General features: G+C 63.0%; 23 protein-coding genes. 10 read left to right on the top strand and 13 right to left on the bottom strand.

The genetic code is table 11. The annotated features are described in order from the left end of the window. Window positions 1-65 precede the first annotated feature (65 nt). Window positions 66-1,670, top strand: a complete 1,605-nt coding sequence (locus MFF34_RS11505) for a response regulator (RefSeq protein WP_238213707.1) — start codon at window positions 66-68, stop codon at window positions 1,668-1,670. A 6-nt stretch (window positions 1,671-1,676) separates the two neighbouring features. Here the strand turns inward: MFF34_RS11505 and MFF34_RS11500 are convergent, their stop codons facing one another. Further along, the gene (locus MFF34_RS11500; RefSeq protein WP_238213693.1) at window positions 1,677-3,743 is read right to left on the bottom strand and encodes a PAS domain-containing sensor histidine kinase; all 2,067 of its coding nucleotides are present in this window, start codon (window positions 3,741-3,743) and stop codon (window positions 1,677-1,679) included. A 157-nt stretch (window positions 3,744-3,900) separates the two neighbouring features. Between MFF34_RS11500 and MFF34_RS11495 the strand changes: the two genes are divergently transcribed. Then, window positions 3,901-4,587 carry a type 1 glutamine amidotransferase domain-containing protein gene (locus MFF34_RS11495; protein WP_238213684.1) on the top strand — a complete coding sequence of 229 codons (687 nt, stop codon included), beginning with the start codon at window positions 3,901-3,903 and terminating at the stop codon, window positions 4,585-4,587. Between the two features lie 132 nt (window positions 4,588-4,719). Next, entirely contained in the window at window positions 4,720-5,526 is an 807-nt protein-coding gene (locus MFF34_RS11490) for a CSS-motif domain-containing protein (protein WP_238213682.1), read from the top strand. 18 nt (window positions 5,527-5,544) lie between these two features. On the opposite strand, the gene hppD is transcribed toward MFF34_RS11490, so the two are convergent. After that, the gene (gene hppD / locus MFF34_RS11485) at window positions 5,545-6,621 is read right to left on the bottom strand and encodes a 4-hydroxyphenylpyruvate dioxygenase (protein WP_027593423.1); all 1,077 of its coding nucleotides are present in this window, start codon (window positions 6,619-6,621) and stop codon (window positions 5,545-5,547) included. A 301-nt stretch (window positions 6,622-6,922) separates the two neighbouring features. Here hppD and MFF34_RS11480 point away from each other — a divergent pair, with 301 nt between their 5' ends. Both MFF34_RS11480 and rarD read left to right on the top strand, forming a co-directional pair. After that, window positions 6,923-8,509, top strand: coding sequence for an EAL domain-containing protein (locus MFF34_RS11480; RefSeq protein WP_238213680.1), 1,587 nt, complete (start codon window positions 6,923-6,925; stop codon window positions 8,507-8,509). Window positions 8,510-8,542: 33 nt separating this feature from the next. Then, complete coding sequence (rarD, locus tag MFF34_RS11475; protein ID WP_027593425.1) at window positions 8,543-9,430, top strand: EamA family transporter RarD; 888 nt, start codon at window positions 8,543-8,545, stop codon at window positions 9,428-9,430. Here rarD and MFF34_RS11470 read toward each other — a convergent pair. Then, the gene (locus MFF34_RS11470; protein ID WP_027593426.1) at window positions 9,393-10,964 is read right to left on the bottom strand and encodes a TerC family protein; all 1,572 of its coding nucleotides are present in this window, start codon (window positions 10,962-10,964) and stop codon (window positions 9,393-9,395) included. The two genes, rarD and MFF34_RS11470, sit on opposite strands and share 38 nt — an antisense overlap. A gap of 250 nt (window positions 10,965-11,214) precedes the next feature. Between MFF34_RS11470 and MFF34_RS11465 the strand changes: the two genes are divergently transcribed. Further along, window positions 11,215-11,796, top strand: coding sequence for a LysE family translocator (locus tag MFF34_RS11465; protein WP_238213678.1), 582 nt, complete (start codon window positions 11,215-11,217; stop codon window positions 11,794-11,796). Here MFF34_RS11465 and MFF34_RS11460 read toward each other — a convergent pair. The 5 genes from MFF34_RS11460 to MFF34_RS11440 all read right to left on the bottom strand — a co-directional run bounded on the left by MFF34_RS11460 (window position 11,781) and on the right by MFF34_RS11440 (window position 16,122). Then, the gene (locus MFF34_RS11460; protein ID WP_238213676.1) at window positions 11,781-12,557 is read right to left on the bottom strand and encodes an AraC family transcriptional regulator; all 777 of its coding nucleotides are present in this window, start codon (window positions 12,555-12,557) and stop codon (window positions 11,781-11,783) included. The two genes, MFF34_RS11465 and MFF34_RS11460, sit on opposite strands and share 16 nt — an antisense overlap. Before the next feature lie 10 nt (window positions 12,558-12,567). After that, a complete protein-coding gene (locus MFF34_RS11455) occupies window positions 12,568-13,110 on the bottom strand; it encodes a helix-turn-helix domain-containing protein (protein WP_099454296.1) in 543 nt (180 codons plus the stop codon). A 96-nt stretch (window positions 13,111-13,206) separates the two neighbouring features. Beyond that, complete coding sequence (locus tag MFF34_RS11450; RefSeq protein WP_238213674.1) at window positions 13,207-14,658, bottom strand: short-chain fatty acid transporter; 1,452 nt, start codon at window positions 14,656-14,658, stop codon at window positions 13,207-13,209. Window positions 14,659-14,731: 73 nt separating this feature from the next. Further along, the gene (locus tag MFF34_RS11445) at window positions 14,732-15,388 is read right to left on the bottom strand and encodes a CoA transferase subunit B (protein ID WP_027593431.1); all 657 of its coding nucleotides are present in this window, start codon (window positions 15,386-15,388) and stop codon (window positions 14,732-14,734) included. 35 nt (window positions 15,389-15,423) lie between these two features. After that, window positions 15,424-16,122: a CoA transferase subunit A gene (locus tag MFF34_RS11440; protein ID WP_027593432.1), complete on the bottom strand. Its 699-nt coding sequence runs from the start codon at window positions 16,120-16,122 to the stop codon at window positions 15,424-15,426. A gap of 140 nt (window positions 16,123-16,262) precedes the next feature. On the opposite strand from MFF34_RS11440, the gene MFF34_RS11435 reads away from it, so the two are divergent. Then, on the top strand, window positions 16,263-17,168 hold the full coding sequence (locus tag MFF34_RS11435; RefSeq protein ID WP_238213671.1) for a LysR family transcriptional regulator: 906 nt from the start codon (window positions 16,263-16,265) through the stop codon (window positions 17,166-17,168). Beyond that, complete coding sequence (locus tag MFF34_RS11430) at window positions 17,156-17,977, top strand: aldo/keto reductase (RefSeq protein WP_238213669.1); 822 nt, start codon at window positions 17,156-17,158, stop codon at window positions 17,975-17,977. The genes MFF34_RS11435 and MFF34_RS11430 overlap by 13 nt, the downstream gene beginning before the upstream one ends. A gap of 16 nt (window positions 17,978-17,993) precedes the next feature. Here the strand turns inward: MFF34_RS11430 and MFF34_RS11425 are convergent, their stop codons facing one another. From MFF34_RS11425 to lexA, 4 genes are read right to left on the bottom strand one after another with little or no spacing between them, the layout of a single operon-like run. Beyond that, window positions 17,994-21,074, bottom strand: a complete 3,081-nt coding sequence (locus tag MFF34_RS11425; RefSeq protein WP_238213667.1) for an error-prone DNA polymerase — start codon at window positions 21,072-21,074, stop codon at window positions 17,994-17,996. After that, window positions 21,071-22,489, bottom strand: coding sequence for a DNA polymerase Y family protein (locus tag MFF34_RS11420; protein ID WP_238213665.1), 1,419 nt, complete (start codon window positions 22,487-22,489; stop codon window positions 21,071-21,073). Before MFF34_RS11420 ends, MFF34_RS11425 begins: the two co-directional genes overlap by 4 nt. Window positions 22,490-22,501: 12 nt before the next feature. Further along, window positions 22,502-23,116, bottom strand: coding sequence for a translesion DNA synthesis-associated protein ImuA (gene imuA, locus MFF34_RS11415; protein WP_238213663.1), 615 nt, complete (start codon window positions 23,114-23,116; stop codon window positions 22,502-22,504). Next, a complete protein-coding gene (lexA, locus tag MFF34_RS11410) occupies window positions 23,116-23,733 on the bottom strand; it encodes a transcriptional repressor LexA (RefSeq protein WP_238213652.1) in 618 nt (205 codons plus the stop codon). Before lexA ends, imuA begins: the two co-directional genes overlap by 1 nt. Window positions 23,734-23,826: 93 nt before the next feature. Between lexA and MFF34_RS11405 the strand changes: the two genes are divergently transcribed. Beyond that, window positions 23,827-24,483, top strand: a complete 657-nt coding sequence (locus tag MFF34_RS11405; RefSeq protein WP_238213650.1) for an HAD family phosphatase — start codon at window positions 23,827-23,829, stop codon at window positions 24,481-24,483. Between the two features lie 157 nt (window positions 24,484-24,640). Further along, window positions 24,641-25,552 (top strand): LysR substrate-binding domain-containing protein, encoded by a 912-nt coding sequence (locus MFF34_RS11400; protein ID WP_027593440.1) that lies wholly within the window; start codon window positions 24,641-24,643, stop codon window positions 25,550-25,552. Window positions 25,553-25,587: 35 nt separating this feature from the next. On the opposite strand, the gene MFF34_RS11395 is transcribed toward MFF34_RS11400, so the two are convergent. Beyond that, window positions 25,588-26,931 (bottom strand): aromatic acid/H+ symport family MFS transporter, encoded by a 1,344-nt coding sequence (locus MFF34_RS11395; RefSeq protein WP_238213648.1) that lies wholly within the window; start codon window positions 26,929-26,931, stop codon window positions 25,588-25,590. Window positions 26,932-26,990 lie beyond the last annotated feature (59 nt).

The raw sequence follows: 26,990 nt of genomic DNA, 5'->3' as shown, positions 1-26,990 counted from the left end.
AGTGAGTATCGAACCACTGGCGGCAGGCCAACCTCGGCCCTGCCCACTGTCACAGGAGCGTCGCTTTGGCCAGTTCGTTGGCGCTGGACGAACGTGCCTTGATCCTGGCACCCCCGCAACTTGCCGCGGATACCGCGCGTCTACTGGCGTCCGCTGGCATCGAGAGCCAGTGCACCCTCGACATCGCCAACCTGCACGCCTGCCTGATTGAAGGCGCAGCCTTGGTCATCATCGCCGAACAACATTTCAGCAATGGCCCCAGCGTACCGTTGCAGGGGTTTATCGACCAACAGCCCAGCTGGTCCGACCTGCCCATCTTGTTGATCATGGACTTGGCCGCCACTGCCACCCGGCCTTCTCACCCACCTGACGGTAACCTGATGCAGTTGCTCTGCCCGCTTGATGACGGGCAAGTGCTGCAGCTGGCGCGTATCGCCCAGCGCAACCGCCGCCATCAATACCTGGCGCGGGATCAATTGTCAGCACTGCAACAGCGGATGGACGCCCGCAGCCAGGAACAGCACAGCAGCGAGCTTGCCCGCACACAAATTCGCAAGATGGAAGCTGTCGGCCAGTTGGCCGGTGGCATTGCCCATGATTTCAACAACCTGCTGACCAGTATCGGCGGCAGCTTCGAACTGATCGAGCGACGCTTGAATAAAGGCCGAAGCGACAGCCTGGAAGGCATTTTGCGCATGGGCCAGGAGGCCGTGTCACGCGCAGGAAAATTGACCCATCGGCTGCTGGCCTTTTCCAGCCGGCAATCGTTGCACAGCCAGCGGGTCGACCTGCATGCACTGTTAGAGCCGAAGCGCCTGAACGCTGGCCTGACCCATTCGGTGACACTGCAACTGCACGTGCCCAACAACCTGTGGGCCGTGGAGGCCGATGATGGGCAACTGCGCGAAGCCCTCGACAACCTGCTGTTCAATGCCTGCGAAGCCATGCCCACCGGCGGCCTGCTGCGTATCGAGGCCAGCAACCAGCAGATTGAGGCCAAGCAGTTCGCCGACGGCGCCCTGAACAGCGGTGATTACCTGCGCCTGCGCATCATCGACAACGGCCAGGGTATGTCGCAGAGCACGTTGGAACACGCTTTCGAGCCGTTTTTCAGCACCAAACCCGTCGGCCAGGGCATCGGCCTTGGCCTTTCTATGGTGTATGGCTTCAGCAAGCAGTCGCATGGGCATGTCACCCTGCAGAGCAAGATCGGCCATGGCACCCAGGTCGACCTGTACTTGCCGCGGCACGTCGGCGAGGCAATGCCCAAACGCCCAGCCCTCGCACCTGCGCCTGACAGCACGGGCCACCATGTGCTGGTGGTCGAAGACGACCCCCATGTCCGCCAATTACTGTGTCAGGCACTGAGCGAAGACGGCTTCCCCTGCCAAACCGCCGCCAACGCCAATGAAGCCCTGCAGATCCTGCGGTCATCGCAACGGATCGACCTGTTGGTCAGCGATGTTGGCCTGCCGGGCATGAATGGGCGGCAACTGGCGGAGATCGCACGTACCCTGCGGCCACGCCTGCCGGTGCTGTTCATTACCGGGTACGCGGAAACGGCCATGGCTCGCGAGGGCTTCCTCGGCGCTGGCATGCACCTTATCTGCAAGCCATTCGAGCTCAAGCAGTTGCAGGCGCAGGTGACGCAGATTCTCGGCAAGCCCTGAACCGGTTCAACCGTCTAGCATGTGCAAGGCCTGGTTCGCCAAGTGCTCCAGCGCGAACGGCTTGAGCATCAATGCAGTGCCCGGCTGATCGAGCAATTGGGCTTCAATCGGTTGGTCGGTGTAACCGGTGATGAACAGAATCTTCTGCGACGGCACGATCATGCGGATTGCCTTGGCCACTTGCCGCCCACTGAAGCCGCCCGGCAAGCCGATATCCGTGATTACCAGGTCAAAAGGCCCGTCATGGCGGAAGCGATCCAGCGCTGAGTTGGCATCTTGAACGTCACAGATGGCAAACCCGCGCTCGGTGAGAAATTCGCGCATCAGTGCTCGCAAGTTGAGTTCGTCATCGATCAACAACACGCGCTGGCCTTGCGCGCGATTAACGCTTGGCAGGCATACCAGTGGCTCTTCCGGAACCGGCGCCAGGCTACGCGGAAACAGCATGGAGACTTTCGTCCCTTGGCCTTGGGTCGACTCTATCCACACATAGCCACCCGACTGCCCGACAAAGCCATAGACCATCGGCAAGCCAAGCCCCGATCCCCGTCCCAGGGGCTTGGTCGTGAAGAACGGTTCAAAGGCCTTGGCGACCTCTGCGGCCGACATCCCGTGGCCGTCATCCTCAACATGCAAGGCCACATAGTCGCCTGGCGGCAGCCCGTTCTCATCCGGGAAATGCGTCGCCAAGCGTTCGTTGACCGTTCTGATCGAGACGCTGCCGCGCTCAAGGCACGCTTCACGGGCATTCGCGCACAGGTTGATCAAGGCATTTTCAAACTGGGTGACATCGACGCTGACAGCCCAGGGGGTGACATCCAACTGCCACTGCAGGCTCATTTCCGCGCCCAGCGCCTGCTGCAACAAGGGCTCGATCAGAGACAGCTGTCGGTTGACATTCAGTGGCCTGGCCTCCAGCGGCTGGTTGCTGGAAAACGCCAAAAGCCGGTGGGTGAGGTTCATGGCCCGTTGCACAGAGTCTCGCGCCAGTTCCACATAGGTCTCGATGCGCTCCAGGCGCCCTTGCAGCAAGCGGCGTTGCAACAACTCGAGGCTGCCACCGATGCCGGACAGCAAGTTGTTCATTTCATGGGCCATGCCGCCTGCCAGTTGGCCAACCACCTCCAGGCGCTCGCTGTTGCGCAACAAGGCCTCGGACTGGCGCATGGCTTCTTCGCGGTCTGCGGTGATGTCGCGGCCGACGGCGGTCAGTAAGTTGCCATCGAATTTAGCGGACCAGCTAAACCAGCGGTAGTGGCCGTCCTGGTGGCGCAGGCGGATATCGATCTGTTCAGCCTCCTGACCCTGCACAAAGCTGGAGACCGCCACCTGCACTTCAGCGCGGTCCGCTGGGTGGATCAGCTCCAGTATCGACATGTTCTGTACCAACGCCTCACTCCAGCCCAGGATGCGGTACCAGGCGGGGTTGGCCGCGTGCAGCGTCAGCTCGCGTGTAACGATCATCATGGCATCGCGGGACAATTGCCAGATCTGCTCCCGATCGGCCATGTAGCGTTCGAGCTGTTTTTCAAAGGCCGTCGCCTGCTCGCGCCAATGATGGTGCGCCTCGGCACTGGCCTTGGTTTCGATGACCGTGTGCAGAAAACCCGCAACGCCACCCTGCTCGTCCCGAATCGGCGAGTAGCCGAAGGCACACCACAAGGGGTCGTTGACGTTGCCACGCTCGATGCGCAGCGGCGGGTCTTCGACGAAACTCGAACGGCCTTCAAGCGCCTTGTACACCCAAGGCCCCATGCCCTGCCAGGCATCGTTCCAGAGCACGTCGAACGCCTGCCCCAATGCATCCTGGCCACCGCCCCGGAGCATCCGATAGGCGTCGTTATGGACCACGCTCAGGTCCGCCCCCCACACCACCGCACACGGGAATGGCGAGCCTTGCATCATGTCGACGGCAATGCGCAGCGAGGCCGGCCAGCGTGGCAGCGGCCCTAGCGACGTACGGCCCCAATCGAATTGGGCAATGCGTTCACCCATGGGATCAGCTGATGCCGGGTTGGACGCCAGCAGGGTGACCTGCGGCTCAACTTCGCGCGGGGTACCGTTTGCGACCAATCTCAAGACTCCAATGGCTGATGGGTGGCGACGTTGTTCACGTTAGCACAGCATGCGCTGCATTTATGGCGTACCGGCAGGTGGCAGCTATGCTGATTAGGTTTTCCACTGAGCCATGGAATAGCGGTCCCTTTAGGTTGCCGATGGGAGTGTGGTCATGAGCAAGAAGATGCTGGTAGTGCTGACCAATACGGCCAAGTACCCGAGCCTCAATCGGGCAACCGGGCTGTGGTTGGGCGAGGCTGTGCATTTTGTCGAAAAGGTCCAGAACGCAGGCTACGACGTCGACTATGTCAGCCCCGAGGGCGGCTACGTGCCTATCGACCCGCACAGCCTGCAAATGGCACCTGAGCTGGACTGGCAATGGTATGACGACAAGCATTTCATGACACGCCTGGGTAAAACATTCAGCCCCGGGCAGGTCAAGGCTGACGACTATAGCGTCATCTATTACACCGGTGGGCACGGGGTGATGTACGACTTTGCCAATAACCAGCCGCTGCAAGAGCTCGCGCGCAAAATCTATGAGAATAAAGGCATTGTGGCGGCCGTTTGCCACGGCGTTGTCGGCCTTTTGAACATCAAGCTCAGTGACAACAGCCTGCTGCTGAAAGACCGTCAGGTCACCGGTTTTTCCAACATCGAGGAACAACTGGTGGAACTGGACAAGGTTGTGCCTTTTCTCACCGAAAACGAACTGGTTGCTCGGGGCGGTATTTACAGCAAGCACGATGACCCGTGGAAACCTTACGTGGTGAGCGACGATCGGCTGATTACTGGGCAAAACCCAGATTCCACTGCAACGTTGGCTGAAAAGGTACTCGCAAGACTCGAGGCAAAGTGACGGCTTACGCCTGATTACATCGTTTCTCGAAGCGCGGGCCGCACGCGGACTACATCCGACACGCAATTGATTACATAGGCTCCCAGACTACCTGCCCACCACGGGCAGCATCAGACTGGAGAACAATAGGCTATGTCGAAAATCATGCATGCCGGGCGCAGTTTGCTGGAATTGCTGCTCATCATGGCCATCGGGCTGGTGCCGGTGGTGTCCGGGTTGCTGGTCATGGTGTTTCAGTTGGAGAAAAAGCTGGAGGAAAACGCACAGATCTCCGTCCAGGAAGCGGTATTCACCATCGATAAAGTGCTGGACCGCATGCAAAGCACCGTTATCCTCGCCCAGCCTGTTGCAGGCAAGGCGTGCGCCGAAGTCCAGAGCACCCTGCAGAATCAGGTAGCCCGTGACCCTTTGCTACGCTCGTTGACCTTGGTGCGCGACCAGGAAGCGTATTGCAGCACCCACTCGGACTCCCTCGACCATCTTTCGGCCTTCGCCCAGTCTGGGCAACAGGTTGAACTCGCGCTCGACTCGCCAGCATTACCCACTACGCTGGTGACCCATTTTCAGGAACCGGGCAACAACCCGAGCGTGATCGTGACAGGCTATGCCACTGAACTGCGCAACGAGCTGCGGGCATTTCAGGATGGCCTGACACTGCTTCTGGAGTTCGGCGACCAATACATCTGGAGCCATGGAGACAGCCGCGACCCGCATCGGCCTTCGCAGCCCGAGTATGCCCAAAGGGCAATCTCCGAGAAGTATGGGTATGCGGTGAGGGGCGGTTATGCCAGAGGCTATACGGCCCAAGAAATCCGCCAATCGATGTTGCAGGTCCTGCCTTCCCTGGTACTGGTAGGCATCGTGACCGGCTCGATCGTCTACTGGGGCCTGTTCAGGGCGCGTCGCAACAAGCGTGGTACCGCCGCCGAAGCGGCATGACGGCGGTACCAGCACCTATCAATCGGTGCTCAATACACCGCGGCGAACCTGGTCCCGTTCGATGGATTCAAACAGGGCCTTGAAGTTACCTTCGCCAAAGCCATCATCACCCTTGCGCTGGATGAACTCGAAGAATACCGGCCCAAGCAAGGTCTCCGAGAAGATTTGCAGCAGCAAACGCTTGTCGCCCTGCTCTGCAGCGCCGTCGAGCAGGATGCCGCGCGCTTGCAGTTGGTCGACAGGTTCACCGTGACCTGGCAGGCGCTCTTCGAGCATCTCGTAGTAGGTCTGCGGCGGCGGGGTCATGAAGCGCATGCCGATGCCCTTCAGGGCATCCCAGGTCTTGAGCAGGTCGTCGGTCAGGAAGGCCACGTGCTGAATGCCTTCGCCGTTGAACTGCATCAGGAACTCTTCGATCTGCCCGGCGCCTTTGGACGATTCTTCGTTGAGCGGGATGCGGATCATGCCATCGGGTGCGGTCATGGCACGGGAGGTCAGGCCGGTGTACTCGCCCTTGATATCGAAGTAGCGGATCTCGCGGAAGTTGAACAGCTTCTCGTAGAACCCGGCCCAGTAGGCCATGCGCCCACGGTAAACGTTATGGGTCAGGTGATCGATGATCTTCAGGCCTGCGCCCACCGGGTTGCGGTCTACGCCTTCGATGAAGTTGAAGTCGATGTCGTAGATCGAGCTGCCTTCTTCAAAGCGGTCGATCAGGTACAGCGGCGCGCCACCGATACCCTTGATCGCGGGCAGGCGCAGCTCCATCGGGCCGGTTTCGATTTCGACAGGCTGAGCGCCAAGTTCAAGCGCGCGGGCATAGGCTTCGTGAGCATTGCGAACGCGGAACGCCATGCCACAGACCGACGGGCCGTGTTCGGCGGCAAAATACGAGGCGATGCTCTTGGGTTCGTTGTTCAGAATAAGGTTGATGCCGCCCTGACGGTACAGGTGCACGTCTTTGGAGCGGTGGGTGGCGACCTTGGTGAAACCGAGTATCTGGAAAACCGGCTCGAGCACACCTGGGGTCGGCGATGCCAGCTCGATGAACTCGAAGCCCATCAGGCCCATTGGATTTTCGAAAATATCAGCCATGTTCTTGTCCTCATCTACAGCGAAAAATTAGTGATTTCCGGGGATGTAGAACAGAACAGGCGGTGAGCACGGGATGCCACGCACGCTGCGAGCGAGGAAGCCACCAATGATCAGTTTGAACCCATGGTTTGTCATATGGACCCATTCTCGGCGGGCTTGATTCTCCCGAATGTGGAGAACCTTATTGTTGTATTCGTAACTGGATTCTACAGTGCGTAAATCGGTTTGTCGCGCTTTAGTTCGCCCGCGCCCCCGACAAACGGCTATCCTCTGCACGTTCTCTTCAACAGATTAGGCCAGTATGCCCCTCACCCGTAAACGCCGCGCCAGCTGGAGTTGGCGCACCTTGCTGCCTTGGGCGATCGGCGTGCTCCCGGTGGCCTGCGGCCTGGGGGTGATGAACTGGCAGATCGACCGTGAACTGCACGCCAACAGCCATGCTACTGCCGCTCAGGTGATTGACCATGTCGAGCGTATTCTCGACACGGCGTCCAGTACGGCACAAGCGCTGCTGCCGTTGGCAGGCGACCCGTGCGCGCAGGTGCAACTGGCCCTGCGCGGCCAGGTCACGCGTAACGCCTTTGTGCGCTCCACCAACCTGTTCCAGCACAACACGCTGTATTGCTCCTCGCTGTTCGGTGAGTTCGATGAGGCCGTCGACGCTGGCGACTACGCCAACGGCACGCTGTGGTTGATGAATGGCAACTCGGTAACGCCGGGCCACGCGCTGCTGGTGTATCGGGCCAGCGACGGCGATCGCGGCGCGATCACTACCGTCGATGGCGACCACTTGCTCACGGCACTGCGCCTGATCGGCCCGGACGAAACGCTGCAGATCCGCGTCGGTAATGATTGGATGGGCAAGGACGGTGCTGTTCACGAAGGCTCACCGCCCACGGCAGCGACTGCCGCGGTGACGTTGAGCTCGACCCGCTACCCGTTCAGCGTGTACGGCGGCTATGGCGCCGACAAGCAAGGCCAACTGCTGCTCAGCCACTACCCCGCCCTGCTCAGCCTGCTGCTGATACTCGGTGCGGTGGCCGGGGCGGTGTGCCACTGGCAGGTCCGCCGCGCCACTTCGCCGCGTGCCGAACTGCAGCGCGCCCTGGAGGCCGACGAGTTTCTGCCGTACTTCCAGCCGGTGGTACGCAAGGGTGATTACCAGTGGGCCGGTGCCGAAGTGCTGATGCGCTGGAACCACCCCCGCGAAGGCCTGGTGCGCCCCGACCTGTTCATCCCCTACGCCGAGCACAGCGGCCAGATCGTCGCCATGACCCGCGCATTGATGCTGCACACTGCGCAGAGCCTGGCACCGTATGCCGCGCTGCTGGAGGATGGCTTCCACATTGGTATCAACATCACCGCTGACCATTGCCGCGACCTGAGCCTGCTCGACGATTGCCGGACCTTTCTTCAGCACTTCCCGCCAGGCCGTGTGGCGCTAACCCTGGAACTGACCGAGCGCAAGCTGATCGAAGCCACGCCGGTGACCCTGGACCTGTTCGAGAAGCTGCATGAAATGGGCGTGATGATTGCGCTGGACGATTTCGGCACGGGCCAGTCGAGCCTCAACTACCTGCGCCAGTTCAAGGTCGATTACCTGAAGATCGACCAAAGCTTCGTTGCCATGGTCGGGGGTGACGCATTGTCGTTGCACATCCTCGACACCATTATCGAGCTGTCGGGCAAGCTGGGCCTGGGCATCGTCGCCGAAGGCGTCGAAACCGAGACCCAGCGCGACTACCTGGCCCGGCATAACGTCGACTTCCAGCAAGGCTACCTGTTCGCCAAGCCCATGCCGGCTGAGGCGTTCCTCGAAGCGCTGGCCGCTCGCCAAGGCGTCTCGCGGTTGCCGCAGGACGCGCCCCCTGAGATCATGCGCGGCTGATCCAGCCGCCCAACTCTCCCATTCGAGGCATTCGTGTCAAAAGGCATCCTTTCATCAGTCATGGCGTCGTGCTTGTTCGCCGTGATGTACTTCTATACCTCCCTGCTCACGCCGCTCGATGGTGAGGAAATCTTTGGCTGGCGTACGCTGCTGACGCTGCCTTGCCTGACGCTGTTCATGCTGGTATCGAAGGACTGGCAGCGTGTTGGTGAGCTGCTGGGGCGGGTAAGGCGTACCCCGGTGCTGCTGCTGGGGATGGTCGGTACGTCCTGGCTGATGGGGGTGCAACTGTGGCTGTTCCTCTGGGCGCCGTTGCACGGGCGTAGCCTGGAGGTGTCGATGGGCTACTTCCTGCTGCCACTGACCATGGTCTTGACCGGGCGCCTGGTCTACGGCGAGCGCCTGTCGCACTTGCAGAAAATCGCCGTGTGCTGCGCTGCGCTGGGTGTCGGGCACGAGCTGTACCAACATGGCAGCTTCGCCTGGGAAACCCTGGTGGTGATGATCGGTTACCCGATCTACTTCGTGCTGCGCCGACGCTGCCGCACCGACCACCTGGGCGGTTTGTGGTGCGACATGTGCCTGCTGTTGCCGTGGGCCCTGTACTTCGTGATCCAGGGGCCGTTGTCACCTGCGGACCTGCAGGCGCACCCCGGCCTTTACGCCTTGATCCCGGTGCTGGGGGCGATCAGCGCCTCGGCCCTGATCGCCTACGTGTTGGCCAGCCGCCTGTTGCCGTTCAGCCTGTTTGGCCTGCTCAGCTACGTCGAGCCGGTATTACTGGTGGGCGTGGCCCTGCTGCTGGGTGAAAGCATCGGCCCGGATCAGTGGCTGACCTACCTGCCGATCTGGGCCGCAGTGCTGGTGCTGGTGCTCGAAGGCTTCAAGCACCTGCTGCGTCAGCGTCGCCGCTCGGTATAAGCCGCACCTGGCGCACACGCCGCTCCTCAACTGCCTCCACGGTCAGCGTCCAGCCATTCCAGGCCAGGCGATCCCCCACCATCGGCAGGCGGTCCAGCAAGCTCATCACCAGGCCCGCGAGGGTCTGGTAGTCCTCGGTGGCACGCGCGCTGAAACCGGTACGCGCCTGCACCTGGCTGAGGTTGAGGGCGCCGCTGACGACAAAGCCATCCCCTTCTTCGACGATACCCGGCCCTTCTACCTCACTCGCATCCGGCAGTTCACCGGCGATCGACTCGAGGATATCGGTCATGGTCAGCAGGCCGGTGAAGTCACCGAATTCGTTGACCACGAAGGCAATATGGGTCGATTGACCGCGCATCTGCTCAAGGGCGTTGAGGATGCTGAAGCTTTCCAGCAGGTTCAACGGCGCCCGGGCCATGCGCTCCAGGTCTGGCTGGCTGCCTGACAGCAGTTCCTTGAGCAGCTCCTTCTTGTGCACGAAGCCCAGTGGTTCATCGATGCGGCCGTCGCGGATCAGCGGCAGGCGCGAGTACGGCGAATTGGCCAAGGCTTCGGTAATGGCTGCGGCCGGCAGCGCCAGGTCAATCACATCGACCTCGGTGCGCGCGGTCATCACCGTGCGTATCGGCCGCTCGGCAAGGTTCAGCACACCGCTGATCATCACCCGCTCACGGCGGTCGAACAGCACCTCTTCGCCACCGCCCTCGACCAGGTCGGCGATTTCTTCCCCGACCTCGTCAGCCTCGACCCGACGGCCGCCCAACAGGCGCAGTACCGCATGGGCCGTGCGCTCACGCAGTGGCTTGTGCTGCTGCAGGCTGCGCTTGCGGCGCGCACGGGCCAGCTGGTTGAACACTTCGATAAGGATCGAGAAGCCGATGGCCGCATACAGGTAGCCTTTCGGGATATGGAAGCCCAGGCCTTCGGCGGTCAGGCTGAAACCGATCATCATCAGGAAGCCCAGGCACAGCATGATCACCGTCGGGTGGGCGTTGACGAAGCGGGTCAGCGGCTTGCTGGCGACAATCATGATGCCGATCGAGAAGATCACCGCGATCATCATGATCGACAACTGCTCGACCATGCCGACGGCCGTGATCACAGCGTCCAGCGAGAACACCGCATCGAGCACCACAATCTGCGCGACGATCGGCCAGAACGCCGCGTGGCGGACCGCACCGCTGGCCTGAGTAACATGCCCTTCAAGCCGTTCGTGCAGCTCCATGGTGGCCTTGAACAGCAGGAACACACCGCCGAACAGCATGATCAGGTCACGCCCCGAGAAGCTCTTGCCGAATACCTCGAACAGCGGCGCGGTCAGCGTCACCATCCACGAGATACTCGCCAACAGGCCCAAGCGCATGATCAGCGCCAGGCTCAAACCGATGATCCGCGCACGGTCACGCTGATGCGGCGGCAGTTTGTCGGCCAGGATGGCGATGAACACGAGGTTGTCGATACCCAGCACCAGCTCGAGGACGATAAGCGTCAACAGGCCTAGCCAGGCCGTGGGGTCGGCTAGCCATTCCATTTGCGGGTACTCACGAGGGAAGCGTCACAAGGACAGGTGAAAGGCGGCCGAGAAGGCCAAGGACAGGGGGGTTCCGCGAAGGTGCTCATAGGTACCTGAATAGAAATTGGGTAAGAGATCCTACAATCACAGCCGGTTTTTCTGACAGTGAGAAACTATTACAAAACCTGTAACGGGGGACTTTCATTCAATACAGCTGACGCCCTGCGCCTGAAGAATAGCGTCAACTTCCACCACTTGGATTACCCCCATGAGCCTGTCTTTGTCCATGGCCGCCTTTGCGCTGGCCGCCTCGATTTCCCCTGGCCCAGTCAACATTGTCGCGCTGGGCAGCGGTGCCCGGCATGGCTTGCGCGCAAGCCTGGCCCACGTGGCCGGGGCCACGCTGGGGTTCTGCTTGCTGCTGGTGCTGGTTGGGTTGGGCCTGCATGAACTGCTGTTGCGCTGGCCGCTGCTGGGGGTGCTGCTGCACGGGGGAGGTGTCGCGTTTTTGCTGTACATGGCGTGGAAGCTGGCCCGCGACGATGGCCGCTTGGGCAGCGATCATGCACAGCGCGCCCCGTCTGCCTGGCAGGGCGCGGCCATGCAGTGTCTCAACCCCAAGGCATGGTTGGCGGCGGTGGCAGGTGTCGGCGCCTACACAGGGGGCGACCAGCAACTGTTGTGGTTGTTCACCTGGATCTATGGGCCGATCTGTTTTGTCTCGGTGGCCAGTTGGGCATGGGCTGGCAGTGTGATTCGCCAATGCCTGGGCAACCCGGGGCGCATGCGTTTGTTGAACCGCGGGCTGGCCATATTGCTGGTGGGCAGTGCGGTTTACCTGCTGCGATAATGCCCCGGCGTCGCAGCCAAATGCCGCTTGAAAGCACGCTGCAGGTGCGCCTGGTCGGCGAAGCCCGCTGCCAGGGCTGCGTCGGCAATCGAGCTGCCCTGGCGCAGTTGCGCGCGCGCGCACTGCACACGCTGGTCAAGCAGGTAGTCGTGGGGCGTCAAACCAAAACGCTGGCGAAACGCGCGGATCAGGTAGGCGCGGGACAAGCCGCAGGCTTGGCAGATGACTTCAAGGTCTAGCGGGTCGGTACGGTGTGCGCGGATGAAGGCCGCGGCGGCCTCCAGCCGAGGATGGTCCGGCTTGGGTGCCCCAGGCTCGCCACCCAGCACGTTCGACAGCCTCTGGAAGAACGCCGCAAGCCGCGCTTCGCGATCCCGCAGGTTGTCATCGAACAGGTCGGCAAACACTTGCAGCAAGGCGCTGTAGAGGGCCGGCGAGGTGCTGACAACCTGCACCGGCAACCGGAATCCGAGCCCCTGCAGCCACGCTTCGTCAACGAACAGCATCAGGTAGGACCAGGCTTCGCCCTCAATGGGGTTGCACGTGTGCACCACCCCAGGGTTGATCAGCACCGTGGTGCCCGCGCTGACTTCGACCCGGCTGTCACCGCTCAGGTAGGTGCTGCGGCCACCGGTGATGGCGCCGATGGAAAAGCTCTCATGGGAATGGGCGGCATAACACACCTGGCGCCCGTCCCCGACCCGCCGAGCCTCGACGAAGGGCAATGCTGGATCGCGCCAGAACCGCGACTCCTCGATCATCGCCCTGCCCTCATTCGCCGTTGTCGTGTACCACCACCAGCAACTGCGCCGGGCGCGGCCCGACCGAACGCAAGCGGTGAGGCGTCTGGGCGTTGAAATGCAAGGCGTCGCCCTGCTCCAGCAGCACCCGTTCGTTCATGAAATCGACCTCAACCTGCCCGGCATGGACGAACAGAAACTCCTCGCCCTGGTGTTCCTTGAACGTCGGGTCACTGAACTCGGTGGGCGGCTGAATCAGAAACGGCAGCAAGCTGCGCTGCCCTACCTGGCTGGTCAGCGCCGCATAGCCCGGCCCTTCGCCGTCGCCCACCAGCGCCTGGCGTTCAGCGTGGCGCACCAGGCTGTAACGGCTCTGCGCGGTGTGTTCTTCAGCGAACAGCTCTTCGACATTGACGTTCAGCGCCCGCGCCAGTTTCAGCGCGGCAGCGATCGACGGCGTGTTCAAGCCGCGCTCGACCTTGGACAGGTAGCTTTTGGTCATGCCGGTCTTGTCGGCCAGCACTTCCAGGGTGATACCCAGTTTCTTTCTCAGCAGTTTCAATCGGATCGACATGTGAAGCAGTTTCCCAGGCGAAGGCAGATGCAAGGCTCGCGCACACCGATGATACGTGGAGTGCGCGCGAAATGCTGGCCTTGACCGGGCAAATTCTCACGGCATCACGGGCGGCACGTACTGCAAGGTCGTGCCCAGTGCCCACAGCAGCACCAGCACCAGGGGCGCATGCACCAGCAACTGCACGAACGAGAAGCCGATCAGGTCGCGCGCCTTAAGGCCCAGTACCCCCAACAACGGCAGCATGTAAAACGGGTTGATCAGGTTTGGCAGCGCCTCGGCGGCGTTGTAGATCTGCACCGCCCAGCCCAGGTGGTATTGCAGGTCATTGGCCACCAGCATCACGTAGGGCGCCTCGATGATCCACTTGCCACCGCCCGAAGGGATGAAGAAGCCGAGCACAGCCGAGTACACCCCCATCAGCACCGCGTAGGTGTCGTGGGAGGCGATCTGCACGAAGAAGGTGGAGATGTGATGGGCCAGCGTCTGTTCGTCCACCCCTTTGACCTGGGTAAGGACCGCCGCAATCGAGCCATACAGCGGGAACTGGATCAGCACCCCGGTGGTGGTCGGCACCGCGCGGGCCACAGCATCGAGGAAGCTGCGCGGGCGCCAGTGCAACAAGGCACCCAGCATGATGAACAGGAAGTTGTAGGTGTTCAGCCCCGAGATGGCCGTGATGGCGGGCTTGGTGGCGAACTCCTGATACAACCAGCCACCGGCCAGGGCCACCAGCAGCAAGGTCAGGATGGGGCTGTACTCCAGCCACTCACCGGGCCGGCTGCGCTGGGCCGGTGGCGGCGCGGTAAAGCTTGGGTCTACACCGCATTGTTGAGCGGTTCGGGCACTGTTGGGGCCTGGTGCGGTGGCATAGGCCACCACCAGCGACACGATCACCAACACCGCCAGCAAGACGCCGGACTGCCAAAGGAAGATGGTCTCGGTGAACGGAATCACCCCGGTGATCGACAGAATCGACGGTGGCAAACTAGCCGGGTTGGCCTGCAATTGCGCCGCCGAAGACGACAGGCCCAATGCCCATACCGCGCCAAGGCCCAGGTATGCCGCAGCACCGGCTGCACGGTAATCCATGCTCAGGTCGCTGCGCCGAGCCAGGGCGCGCACCAGCAAGCCACCGAACACCAGCGACAGGCCCCAGTTGAGCAACGAGGCCAGCATCGAGATCAGCGCCACCCAGCACACGGCCGAGCGGCCGTTCTTGGGAATGCGGGCCAAACGGTCGATCAGCCGCGCGGCAGGCGGTGAGCTTGCCACCACGTAGCCGCCGATGACCACGAATGCCATCTGCATGGTGAACGGGATCAGGCTCCAGAAGCCATCACCAAAGGCCTTGGCGGTGTCGGTCGGTTTGGCGCCCATGGCCAGGGCCCCCACGCACACCAGTACGACGGCCAGGGCAGCGAATACCCAGGAATCAGGGAACCAGCGTTCGGCCCAGTTGGAGCAGCGCAGGGCAAAGCGGGCGGAGCGGCTGTCTTGGATTTCAGCGGCCACGATCAACTTCCTTTTATTGGTTTTATCGGACATTTCTACAGCAACGCAAAAAACCTGTAGGCGCAGCCTTGTGCTGCCCCTACAGGTTGAATGACCCGCTTGCGGGTTAGAAGGTCATTTCTTTCACATCATCCGGCACGATCAGCTTGCCGGCGGTCTTCTCGATGATTTCTTCAACGCTCACCCCCGGCGCTGTCTCGCGCAGGATGAAGGCGCCATTGTCGATTTCCAGGTAGGCCAGGTCGGTCAGCACCTTGCGGATGCAACCGGCACCGGTCAGCGGCAGGCTGCAGCGCGGCAGCAGCTTGGACTCGCCGTCCTTCGACGCGTGGGTCATGGTCACGATGATGTTGTCGGCACCGGCCACCAGGTCCATGGCGCCGCCCATGCCCTTGACCAGCTTGCCGGGGATCATCCACGACGCGATGTTGCCTTGCACATCCACTTCGAAGGCGCCGAGCACGGTGAGGTCGACGTGGCCACCGCGGATCATGGCGAACGATTGCGCCGAATCGAAGATCGACGCGCCACGGCGGGCGGTGACGGTCTGCTTGCCGGCGTTGATCATGTCGGCATCGATCGTGCTCTCGGTGGGGAATTCGCCCATGCCGAGCAAGCCGTTTTCCGACTGCAACATCACATCCATGTCAGCGGGTACGTAATTGGCCACCAAGGTCGGGATGCCGATGCCGAGGTTGACGTAGTAGCCGTCCTTCAGTTCACGGGCGACGCGTTGCGCCATCTGTTCGCGGGTCAGTGCCATGGTCAGGATCTCTTTGTTGTTCTGAAGGATGGCGCTCAGGCCTTTACGGTGCGCTTTTCGATACGCTTTTCGAAGGTGCCGACAATCACGCGGTCAACGAAAATACCCGGGGTGTGGATCTCGCTGGGCAGCAGCACGCCCGGCTCGACGATCTCTTCCACTTCGACCACGGTGATCTTGCCGGCCGTGGCCGCCAGCGGGTTGAAGTTTTGCGCGGTGTTGCGGTACACCACGTTGCCGTAGTGGTCGGCCTTCCAGCCCTTGACGATGGCGAAGTCGCCGGTGATGGACTCTTCGAGAATGTAGTGGCGGCCCTTGAATTCACGCACCTCTTTACCATCGGCGACCGGGGTGCCGTAGCCAGTGGCGGTGTAGAACGCCGGAATGCCAGCGCCACCGGCGCGCATTTTCTCGGCGAGGGTGCCTTGCGGGGTCAGTTCGACTTCGAGCTCACCACTGAGCAGTTGGCGTTCGAATTCGGCGTTTTCGCCGACATAGGAGGCGATCATCTTGCGGATCTGCCGGTCTTGCAGCAATACGCCGAGGCCGAAACCGTCGACACCGCAGTTGTTCGACACCACGGTCAAGCCCTTGACGCCCCGGCGCTTGATCTCGTTGATGAGGTTTTCCGGGATGCCACACAGGCCAAAACCACCGGCCAATACCGTCATGTTGTCGGTCAGGCCGTCGAGGGCCTCTTCATACGTTGCTACGCGCTTGTCCAGTCCGGCCATGTTGATCCGCCTTTTGTAGTTGTTGAACCGACGAGGCTGTCGGTGAGCGTGTGTCCCCATCTTCACCTTAGTCGACTGATTTGTTAATTTTGTTTTCATCATCGATTGATAACTTTTTCAAAACAACGATCAGGGCCGTCATGAACGTCAAGCAACTCCGCGCCTTCGTCGCCGTGGCCAAGTACCAGAGCTTCGCCCAAGCGGGTGAACACCTGCATGTATCGCAACCGGCGTTGAGCCTGACCATCAAGGCGCTAGAGGAAAACCTCGGCGGCGCCCTGCTCAGCCGGACCACCCGCAGTGTCAGCCTGACTGCCGAAGGTGAGGTGCTGCTGCCGCTGGCCCGGCGCCTGCTGGCCGACTGGGACGACACCGAAGAAATGCTGCGCCAGCGTTTCACCCTGCAACTGGGGCGTGTTTCGGTGGCGGCCATACCGGCCTTCGCCGGTAACCTGCTGCCGCACGCCCTCAAGGTGTTTCGCCAGCGCTACCCGAAAGTCAACGTCACCGTGCATGACGTGATCAACGAGCAGGTACAGGAACTGGTGCGCCACCGTCGCGTCGAACTGGGCATCGGCTTCGAACCGGACAACACCGATGGCCTGGACTTCTACCCCCTGTACATGGACCGCTTCGTCGCCGTGGTGCCCGCCGACTCGCCCCTGGCCGTGCTGCCCCAGGTCAGTTGGACGCAACTGCTGGCCGAAGACTTCATCGCCTTGCAGCGCCCGTCGGCGGTCCGCCTGTTGATGGAACAGAACGTCGCGGCCAGCCATGGCAAGCTGGCGGTGGCATTCGAGAGCCATCAACTGTCGACCGTTGGCCGCATGGTCGCCAGCGGCCTGGGCGTCAGCGCGGTGCCGGCCCTGTGCATCAACCAGATGCAGGAGCTCGGTGCCCGCTGCGTGCCGCTGGTCGAGCCCGCCGTGGAGCGGCGCATGGGGGTCATCGCGCTCAGTGAGCACAAACTGTCCACCGCAGCGCAAGCGCTGCTCGAGGTACTGCTTTCCCATACCCAGATCCCGGAGGTGACATGCGATACGTGAAACTGGCAGGTTCGAAGGTGCCGGCCATAGGCCAGGGCACGTGGTACATGGGTGAAGACCCTGGCCGCCGGGCCGCCGAAGTGGCAGCCCTGCAACAAGGTATCGAGCTGGGCCTGAGCCTGATCGATACGGCTGAAATGTATGCCGAGGGCGGCGCGGAGCAGGTGGTTGGCCACGCCATCGCCGGGCGCCGCGACCAGGTGTTCCTGGTCAGCAAGGTCTACCCGCACAATGCCGGCCAGCGCAGCGTGCCTGCCGCCTGCGAGCGTAGCCTCAAACGCCTGGGCACTGACTGCATCGACCTGTACCTGCTGCACTGGCGTGGCCAGCATCCGCTGGAGGAAACCGTCGAAGCGTTCGAGCGTTTGCGCGAACAAGGCAAGGTCAAGCGTTGGGGGGTGTCCAATTTCGATGTCGATGACTTGCGCGAATTGCACAACCCCGATTGCGCCACTAACCAAGTGCTGTACAACCCGGTGCAACGCGGCATCGAATTCGACCTGCTGCCGTGGAGCCAGAAACGCGCCTTGCCGACCATGGCATATTGCCCATTGGCCCAGGCCGGGCAGTTGTTGCAGCACCCTGTGCTGGCCGAGATCGCCGAGCACCACGGTGCGACACCGGCCCAGGTCAGCCTGGCCTGGGTGACCCGTGATGAGGGGGTGATTGCCATTCCCAAGGCGGTAGACCCAGAGCATGTGCGACTGAATGCGGCGGCCGGCTTGCTGACCCTGAGCAGCGAAGACCTGCGGGCGATTGACCGGGCATTCCCCGCACCGACCCGCAAGCAACGCTTGGCGATGGTCTGAAGCCCTTGGTGGCAGGCTAATGAAAATCGCGGCTGCGCACATCCAGCCCCTGCAGCAAGGGGCTGATATCCTCCAGCCGCCTTGCAATCAGGTGACGCACCCCGTTCTCCTGCTCCAGCCGCCCGCTCACCTTGAGCAATTGCGCCCCCACCAACGCCCGCCTCTGCCGCTCGGCCAAGTCACGCCAGACCACCACGTTGACCATGCCGTACTCATCCTCCAGCGTCACGAACGTCACCCCACTGGCCGTCTGCGGACGTTGCCTGCCCACCACCAGCCCGGCCACGGCAATGTTGTCGCCATGCTCGACAGCTGACAGCTCGTGCGAACTGCGGCAACCCAACGCTCGCAAACGAGGGCGCAGCAGCCGCAACGGGTGGGGCCCAAGCGTGGTGCCCAGGGTCTGGTAGTCGGCAACCAGGTCCTCGCCGACAGTCGGTGCAGGCAGCGCTACCACGGCCTCAGGCAACGCTTCGACCTCGGCGAACAAGGGCAACTGTGGCTGCACCGCCGCCACCTGCCAACGCGCCTGATGACGGTCACGTGCCAAAGCCCTCAGGGCCCCGGCGTCAGCCAGGCGGGCACGGGCGCGGTGGTCGAGCCCTGCACGCAGGCACAAGTCTTCAACATCGCGCCAAGGCCGTTGCGCCCTCGCCTGCTCCAGACGATGAGCATCGGCTTCGGCAAAACCACGGACCTGCCGCAGCCCCAAGCGTATGGCCAGCGCCTGTTCACCCACCGGTTCAAGCGTGCAATCCCATTCGCTGTGAAACACATCCACCGGCCGCACCTCGACGCCTTGGCGACGGGCGTCCTGCAGCAGCTGGTCGGGGCTGTAAAAGCCCATCGGCCAACTGTTGACCAGCGCGCAGGTGAAAATGGCCGGCTCATGGCATTTGAGCCAGCTGCTCGCGTAACACAGCAAGGCGAAACTGGCCGCGTGGGACTCGGGGAAGCCATAGCTGCCAAACCCCTTGATCTGCTCGAAGATGCGCTCGGCGAACGACCGTTCGTAACCATTGCGCAACATGCCTTGAATCAGCCGTTCGCGGTGCGGCTCTAGCCCGCCGTGGCGCTTCCAGGCCGCCATGCTGCGGCGTAGCTGGTCGGCCTCGCCCGGGCTGTAGTCGGCAGCCACCATCGCCAGCTCCATCACCTGTTCCTGAAACAACGGCACACCCAGGGTGCGCTCGAACACTTCCTGCAATTTAGGCGAGGGGTACGTCACGGGCTCCTGCTTCAGGCGCCGGCGCAAATACGGGTGGACCATATCACCCTGAATCGGCCCGGGGCGCACGATGGCCACCTCGATGACCAGATCGTAGAACGTGACGGGCTTGAGCCGTGGCAACATGGCCATCTGCGCCCGAGACTCGATCTGGAACACGCCCATGGTTTCGGCTCGGCTGATCATCGCATAGGTGGCTGGGTCCTCCCCCGGGATGCTTGCCAGCGTCAATTGCCGGCCCCGGTGGCGCTGCAGCAGGTCGAAGCAACGGCGCAAGGCACTGAGCATGCCCAGCGCCAGCACATCGACCTTGAGCAAACCGACCATGTCCAGGTCGTCCTTGTCCCACTGGATCACGGTGCGGTCTTGCATGGCGGCGTTTTCCACTGGCACCAGTTGATCCAGCGGCTGCTGCGAGATGACAAAACCGCCAGGGTGTTGCGACAGGTGCCGGGGAAAACCGATCAGCTCACCGGCCAGGACCAGCACCCGCCGCAGCGACGGGCTGCTGGCCTCGAAACCGGCCTCGGCCAGGCGTTGCGCATCGGGGATGCGATCACTCCAGCGGCCACAGCACTTGGCCAGCGCATCCACCTGGTCGGCCGGCAGCCCCAGTACCCGCGCCACATCACGCACCGCACCGGCAGCATGGTAGGTGTTGACCACGGCGGTGAGTGCGGCCCGGTGCCGGCCATAGCGCCGGAACACATACTGGATCACCTCTTCGCGGCGGTCGTGCTCGAAGTCCACGTCGATGTCGGGCGGCTCATTGCGTTCGCGGGACAGAAAGCGCTCGAACAGCAAACGGTGCTCCATGGGGTCGAGTTCGGTAATCCCCAGCACGAAACACACCACCGAGTTGGCGGCCGAGCCCCGGCCCTGGCAGAGGATATGCTGGCTGCGGGCAAAGGCGACGATATCGTGCACGGTCAAAAAATAGCTTTCGTAGGCCAGTTCCTCGATCAGCGCCAGCTCCTTTGCCAGCACCTCGCGCACCTTGTCGCTCGGCCCGCCCGGCCAGCGCATCGGCAAGCCGCGCTCGCACAGCTCGCGCAGCCAGCTCGCTGGGGTGTGGCTGTCTGGCACCAATTCACGCGGGTACTGGTACTTCAGTTCGCTCAAGTCGAAACGGCAGCGCTCGGCGATGACCAGGGTCTCGGCCAGCAGGTCGGCCGGGTACAGTTCCTGCAACTGCTCAGGGCTGCGCAGGTGACGCTCGCCATTGGCGTACAGGTAGCGACCCGCTTCGGCCACCTGGCAATGCTGGCGGATGGCAGTCATGCAATCCTGCAAGGCACGGCGACCACGTGCATGCATGTGCACGTCACCGCAGGCCACTGCGCGTATACCGGCCTTGCTCGCCAACTGCCGCAGTTTGCCAAGCCGCACCTCGTCATCACTGCCACGGTGCAGGTGCACGGCCAGCCACAGCCGCTCGGCGAACAGCGTGCGCAAACCCTCACCGGGTGCAGGGTCGTCGGCATCCTCGGCAACCCACAGCGCCAGCAAGCCTTGATGATGCTCGCGCAGGTCCTCGCTGAACAGTTGGTAGTCGCCCTTTTCCGCCCGCCGTCGCGCACGGGTAATCAGCGCGCACAGGCTCTGGTAACCGGTGAGGTTTTCCGCCAGCAGCACCAGTTTCGGGCCATCCTGCAAGCGGACTTCGCTGCCGATAATCAGCCGCAGTTGGTGCGCCTTGGCGGCCTGCCAGGCGCGGACGATACCGGCCAAGGTGCACTCATCGGTGATCGCCAGGGCGTCATAGCCCTGCTCGCGCGCACGCTTGAACAACTCATCGGCACTCGACGCACCCCGCTGGAAGCTGAAGTTCGACAGGCAGTGCAATTCGGCATACCCGAACCGGCTCATGCAAACCAGCCTTGCAACCACAAAGGGCCTGGCTGGCTGAGGTCGCGGTAGGCCCAGCCGCGCAGACCGTCGCGGGTTTCGATGCGGTAGTAGTCACGGCGCACGTCGCCCCCGTCCCACCAGCCCGACTCGATGCGCTCGGCATGCCCCAGCACACGGTGGCCGGCCGCTTCCAGCGCCACGGGCGCCGGCAACAGCCAGCCGGGGCGGCTACCCGGCAACACCGGCAGGCTGCCTTGTGCGCCCTGCTCTGCCGCCTGCCAGGCACATTCGGGGCGGTGATCGGCCTCGGCGCTCAGCCCCTTGACGGCCTCATCGCCCAACCGTGCGCGCAAGCGTTCACGCAACTGCTCCCAGGGCTGCGCCTGCTGGGCGCGGGGGTCGAACAGCGCCTGGTGCTGGGGCACGAAGGGTGGCAGGTCATCGGCGACCAAGCACAGGTTGCGTACCGGGGCGGGGATTTGCAGCGGCTCCAGGCGTCCTTTAGCCAGTTCGAAGAGCATGGCAGGGTCACGTTCGGCCGCCAGCAGGCCAACCTTGAGCAACGTGTCCGGCCCTTCGGCATGCTCCAGGTGCAGGCAAAAACGCTGCACGCCACAATCGCGCCCAGCCAGGAACGCGCCGAGGTCGTTGAGCATTCTGCGCAGCGGGAACAGCAACGCCTGGTGCGATTCCACGTCGAAGTTCAGCTCCAGGCGCGACTCGAAGCGGTCCGGCGGCTGGTAGAAGCCCAGCCCCAGGGTGCGCAGGCCGAGCAGTTGGTCCAGGTGCAACTGGACCTGCGCAGAAAAGCGCTTGGCCAGGGCATCGCGCGGCAAGGCCAGCACTTGGCCCAACTGGCGCAACCCCATGCGGGCAAAGGCCTCGGCGGCCTCCAGCGGCAAGCCGATACGGTCGATGGGCATCTGTGCCAGCACGGCGCGGGTGGCGTCGGCACAGGTCACCGCAAGGCCATCGTGGCCGTTGGCGAGCATGCGGGCCGCCACCGGGTTGCTGGCCAGCACGATGCGCTGCCGCAAGCCCAACGCGCTGAGCTCCTGGCGCAGGCGTGCCTCGAACAACGGCCAGGGGCCAAACAGCTGCAGGCTGGAGCCGACCTCCAACAACAAAGCCCTTGGGTAATGCAGGCTCACCTGGGCGCTGAAGCGATAGGCCCAGGCTGCCAGCAGCTGTTGCAACTGCTCGATGCGTTTGTCATTGGCCTCTACGCAGGTGAAGCCATCGGCCAAGGCACGCGCCGTGGTCAGGGTTTGCCCGGCACGCAGGCCGAGCGCTGCGGCAGCGGGGTTGACCGCCTGTAGCACACGGCGCTGCGTCGGGCCGCCAATCACTACCAGGGGCGTTTCAGGGTCGTCACGCTCGCGCAGAACAGTGTCCAGCGCCAGCTGTGGCAGCAGAATGCAGGCCCAGAGCATGGTGCATCAGCCTCAGCCGGGCAGCGCGATGGGCAGCGCTGGCGGCATGCCGCCCCGGCTCTTGAGCACACGCCACTGTGCCGGCCGAGTGTCGATGGCAATACGCAGAGCGGCCGGCGACGGGTTGTGTGCCGCCTGCTGTGGGCGACAGGCGAACGCCAGCGCCTGGCCGGTCTCGGCGGCCACCTGCAGGCGCCGCAGTGCCCGGTCATCGGCGCGCTCTGGCCAGCACAACACGGCGGCGCAACTGCCTGAACGCAGGCATTGCTCAGCCGCCCACAGTGCATCGGCAGGCGTGGCGCTAACCTGGGCCAGCCAGCGTAGATCCACCCCCGCTGCCTGCCAGGCCGGGGCATAGGGAATGAACGGCGGCGCGACCAGCACCACGCGACCACCGTCTGCGGTCAGGCGCGCCAGTGAGGGCCACAACAGTTGCAGCTCACCGCACCCCGGGCTGGCCAGCAACAGTTCGCTGAGTGCCGCGGCCGGCCAGCCGCCCTCGGGCAGGCGTTGGTCGAGCGCGGCATGCCCGGTCGGCTGCAACCCCAGGGGCCGGGCCTGAACCTGCCGCCCGCGCCAGACCTGACGCTGGTCGAGCAGCCTGTCGAGATCGACCACCGCGCCCATCAGTCGCGCCTCAGCAGGCCGCAGAACACGCCTTCAATGAAGAACTCCTGTTCAGGGCCCACATCGATCGGCGCATAGGCCGGGTTGCGCGGCAACAGCCGATAACCGCCAGGCTGACGCTGCAAGCGCTTGATGGTCACCTCGCTGTCCAGGCGGGCGACCACGACCTGCCCGTCACGGGCTTCGCCCTGTTGCCGAATGCCGACCAGATCACCGTCGAAGATGCCGTCATCGACCATCGAGTCGCCGCGCACTTTCAACAGGTAATCGGGCGTGCGCCGGAACAGGCTGGGGTCGAGCAGCAACTGCTCGTGGATGTCGAGGTCCGGGCCGATCGGGGCACCTGCCGCGACCTGGCCCAGCACCGGCACTTCGAGGATTTCCGGGCGGCGCAGCGGTTGAGCCAGGCGAATACCTCGCGCCTGGTTCGGCGTGACGTCGATATGGCCGGCCTGGCACAGGGCGGTGATGTGTTTGCGCGCGACGCTGCGCGAGGCGAAGCCGAAGCGCGTGGCGATGTCGGCAAGGCTCGGTGGCTGGCCGTGGTCAGCAATGCGCTCACGAATGAATTCGAGAATGGCGCGGCGTTTGGGGGTGAGATTGTCCATGGAGTACATTTGTACTCTTTTCGCAACACACTGAACAGCCCCCTTCGTCGTCCGCTTTGGTTATGATCGTCGGGCTTGTGATTTTTCATACCTGGATACCTGATGCTGACTGCCCTGCTGTTCGACCTAGACGGAACCCTCACCGACACCGATACCCTGCACCTGCAGGCTTTCCGCCAGTTGCTGCGCGAGCATGACGGCCGTGAACTGAGCCAGGCCCAGTTCGATGCACAGGTCAGTGGCCGGGCCAACGGCGAACTGTTCGCCGAGTTGTTTGCCGATGCCAGCCCGCAGCAATGCCTGGCCCTGGCGGATCGCAAAGAGGCGTTGTTCCGCTCGCTGGCGCCGTCGCTCGCGCCCATGCCCGGCCTGTTGCGCTTGCTGGAGCACGGCCAGGCCTGTGGCCTGGGGATGTGCGTGGTGACCAACGCCCCCCGGCTCAATGCCGAGCACATGTTGCAGGCCATGGGGCTGAGGGCCCGCTTCGAGCATGTGTTGGTGGCCGAGGAGCTTGAGCGAGCCAAACCAGACCCGCTGCCCTACCTCACCGGGCTACAGCGGCTCGGGGCCGAGGCCGGGCAGTCGCTGGCCTTCGAGGACTCGTTGCCTGGGGTCAAGGCTGCCAGTGGTGCGGGGATATTTACGGTTGGGGTTGCGACTACACAGACTGCCGAACGCCTGATGGACGCGGGGGCTGGGCTGGTGATCGAGGACTTTGATGATGCGCGGTTGTGGGCGTTGATTGAATCGATGGGGTGAGGTGTGCTGGATGCGCTGGTGCATGCCTTGAGGTTTATGGCCCCCGTGAGATCGAGCGCCGCGGGGGCGGCGCTCGATCTCACAAACGCCACAACACTCAACCCCCTGCACCTCGATGCTATAACCTTCAACCGCTGCCCCACCTCTCAGGCCGCCCATGCTCATCGACGAAGAACTGACCCTCAAAAAGCTGGAAACCTTCCTCGCCTTCATGCGCAGTGGCAACCTCGGCCGCGCCGCCGCCGAGCTGTCCACCAGTGCTGTCAGCGTGCACCGCGCCATCCACTCGCTGGAAAGCGCCTTGCGTTGCCCCCTGTTCAAGCACGAAGGCCGGCAACTGATCCCGCTGGAAAGCGCCTACGTGCTGGAGAAAAAAGCCCGCCAGCTGATCCAGGACGCCGAGCAGATGGTCCGCCAGACCCGTGAGGCTGCGGGGTTCTATGCCGAACGTTTCCGCTTGGGCGCCCTGTACTCACTAACGGTAAAGACCGTGCCAAAGCTGGTCATGGGCCTGAAACTGCGCCGTAGCGCACTCAATATCGACCTGACCCTGGGCTCGAACGTCGACCTGCTGCAACGCCTGAAAAACCACGAACTGGAGGCCATCCTGGTGTCGCTGGACGAAAGCGTCAGCGACCCCGCCTGCGAGCAATTGCCGCTGTTCTCCGACGACATCTTCCTTGCCGTCCCCACCGACTCGCCCTTTGCCGAACACGCCGAGGTGGACCTGGCCGACCTCGCCGACTCCACTTTCATCACCCTGACCCAAGGCTTTGCCACCCACCGTGATGGTGCGCGGGTATTCGAGCAGGCAGGGTTCGAACCGAAGGTGGCCATGCAGGTGAACGATATCTTCACCCTGCTGAGCATGGTCAGCTCCGGCGTTGGCTTTGCCCTGCTGCCAGGGCGAATCGCTGCGGTCTACGAGAACCGGGTGAAGTTGATCGCCCTGCAACCACGCTATCGCCTGCAACAGCACATTGGCGTGGTGTTTTTGAAGGCGCGGGAACGAGAGCCGAACCTGCTGGCGTTGCTGGCTGAATGCAGAATGTACAGCCGCGAAAACTGAACGAAGGCCTGCAGGTGTTCATGTTCCAGCGACATTTACACCGCTTGCCGGGTGGCGCGCCGGCCTGAACCAGCATGGCGCCCTTGCAACAACACCGCCAGCGCAGCCAATACCGCCGGGATCAGCAACGACGCGAACACCTGTGCAAAGCTCCAGCCCATGGCCAGCATCTGGGCGCCGGCAAACGCACTGAGAATAGCGCCGAAGCGGCCGATGCCGCTCATCCAGCTGGCACCGGTCGCCCGCGCTTCGGTGGGGTAGAACGCCGCCGCCAAAGCATTCATGCCCACACTCGCGCCATTGAGGCCAAAGCCCACGGCCCAGGCAATCGCGCACAGCCAGGCAAAATCCCCCGCCACCTGGCCAATGGCAAAGATCACCGCACCGCTGAACAAGAAGGTCAGCATCAGTACCCGTTGCGGGTTGCAGCGGTCCATGGCCCAGCCCACCGAGATCGCCCCCAGCGGCCCGCCGATCTGGAAACAGGCGGTGACGATGGCCGCTTCGGCTACCGAGAAGCCGCCCCCCTCCTTGACCAAGGTGGGCAACCAGCCGCTGAACAGGTAAACCAGAAACAGCGCCAGCACGTAGCCAGCCCAAAGCATCAAGGTGCCAAAGCGGTAGCGCGGCGAGAGAATGGTCGCAATCGCCCCACCACTGCTGGGCGCGCTGGCCGGTACGATGAAGGTACTGTCGGCGTTGACACGCTCCGGTGCCAGGCAGCTGACGATGGCGTGGATGCGACGCTTGTCAGCACCCTTGCTGACCAGGAAGGTGACCGACTCGGGCAACCGCCAGCACAGCAACGGCACTGTCAGCAGCGGCAGCACGCCGCCCAGCACCAGCACGCTGCGCCAGCCCAGGTTGGGGATCATCCAGGCACTGACAAAGCCGCCTGCCGCCGCACCCAGTGAGAAACCACAGAAGGCCAAGGTGATCAGCAGCGAGCGGCTGCGCGCCGGCGCGTATTCACTGACCAAGGTACTGGCATTGGGCATGGCAGCGCCCAAGCCCAGGCCGGTCAGAAAACGCAGAGCAACAAGGGTCTCGAGGTCGGGCGAGAATGCCGAGGCCAAGGTCCACACACCAAACAGCAGGACACTGCCCAGCAAGACCGCCTTGCGCCCATAGCGGTCGGCCAAGGGGCCGGCGATCAATGCCCCGAGCGCCAGGCCGATAAGGGCCGCGCTCAACACCGGGCCCAGGCTTTGTGCGCCCAGGCCCCAATCGCTTTTCAGTTGCGGTGCGATGAAACCGATGAGGGCGACGTCCAGCCCATCCAGGGCGATGATCAGAAAGCCCAGGAAGACTACCCATTTCTGGTAGCGGCCGATGGGTTGCTGGTCGATCAGTTGGCGCACATCAATGGCGTTGCTCATGGGGTATCACCTGTTGTTGTTTTTATGAAGGTGCATCGGCAGTGGGCCGCCATGCGGCC

Source organism: Pseudomonas sp. PAGU 2196 (assembly GCF_022179005.1).
Classification (GTDB): Bacteria; Pseudomonadota; Gammaproteobacteria; order Pseudomonadales; family Pseudomonadaceae; genus Aquipseudomonas; species Aquipseudomonas kermanshahensis.
The sequence above is the reverse complement of the archived record's forward strand: the minus strand, read 5'-3'. Positions and strand labels throughout refer to the sequence as shown.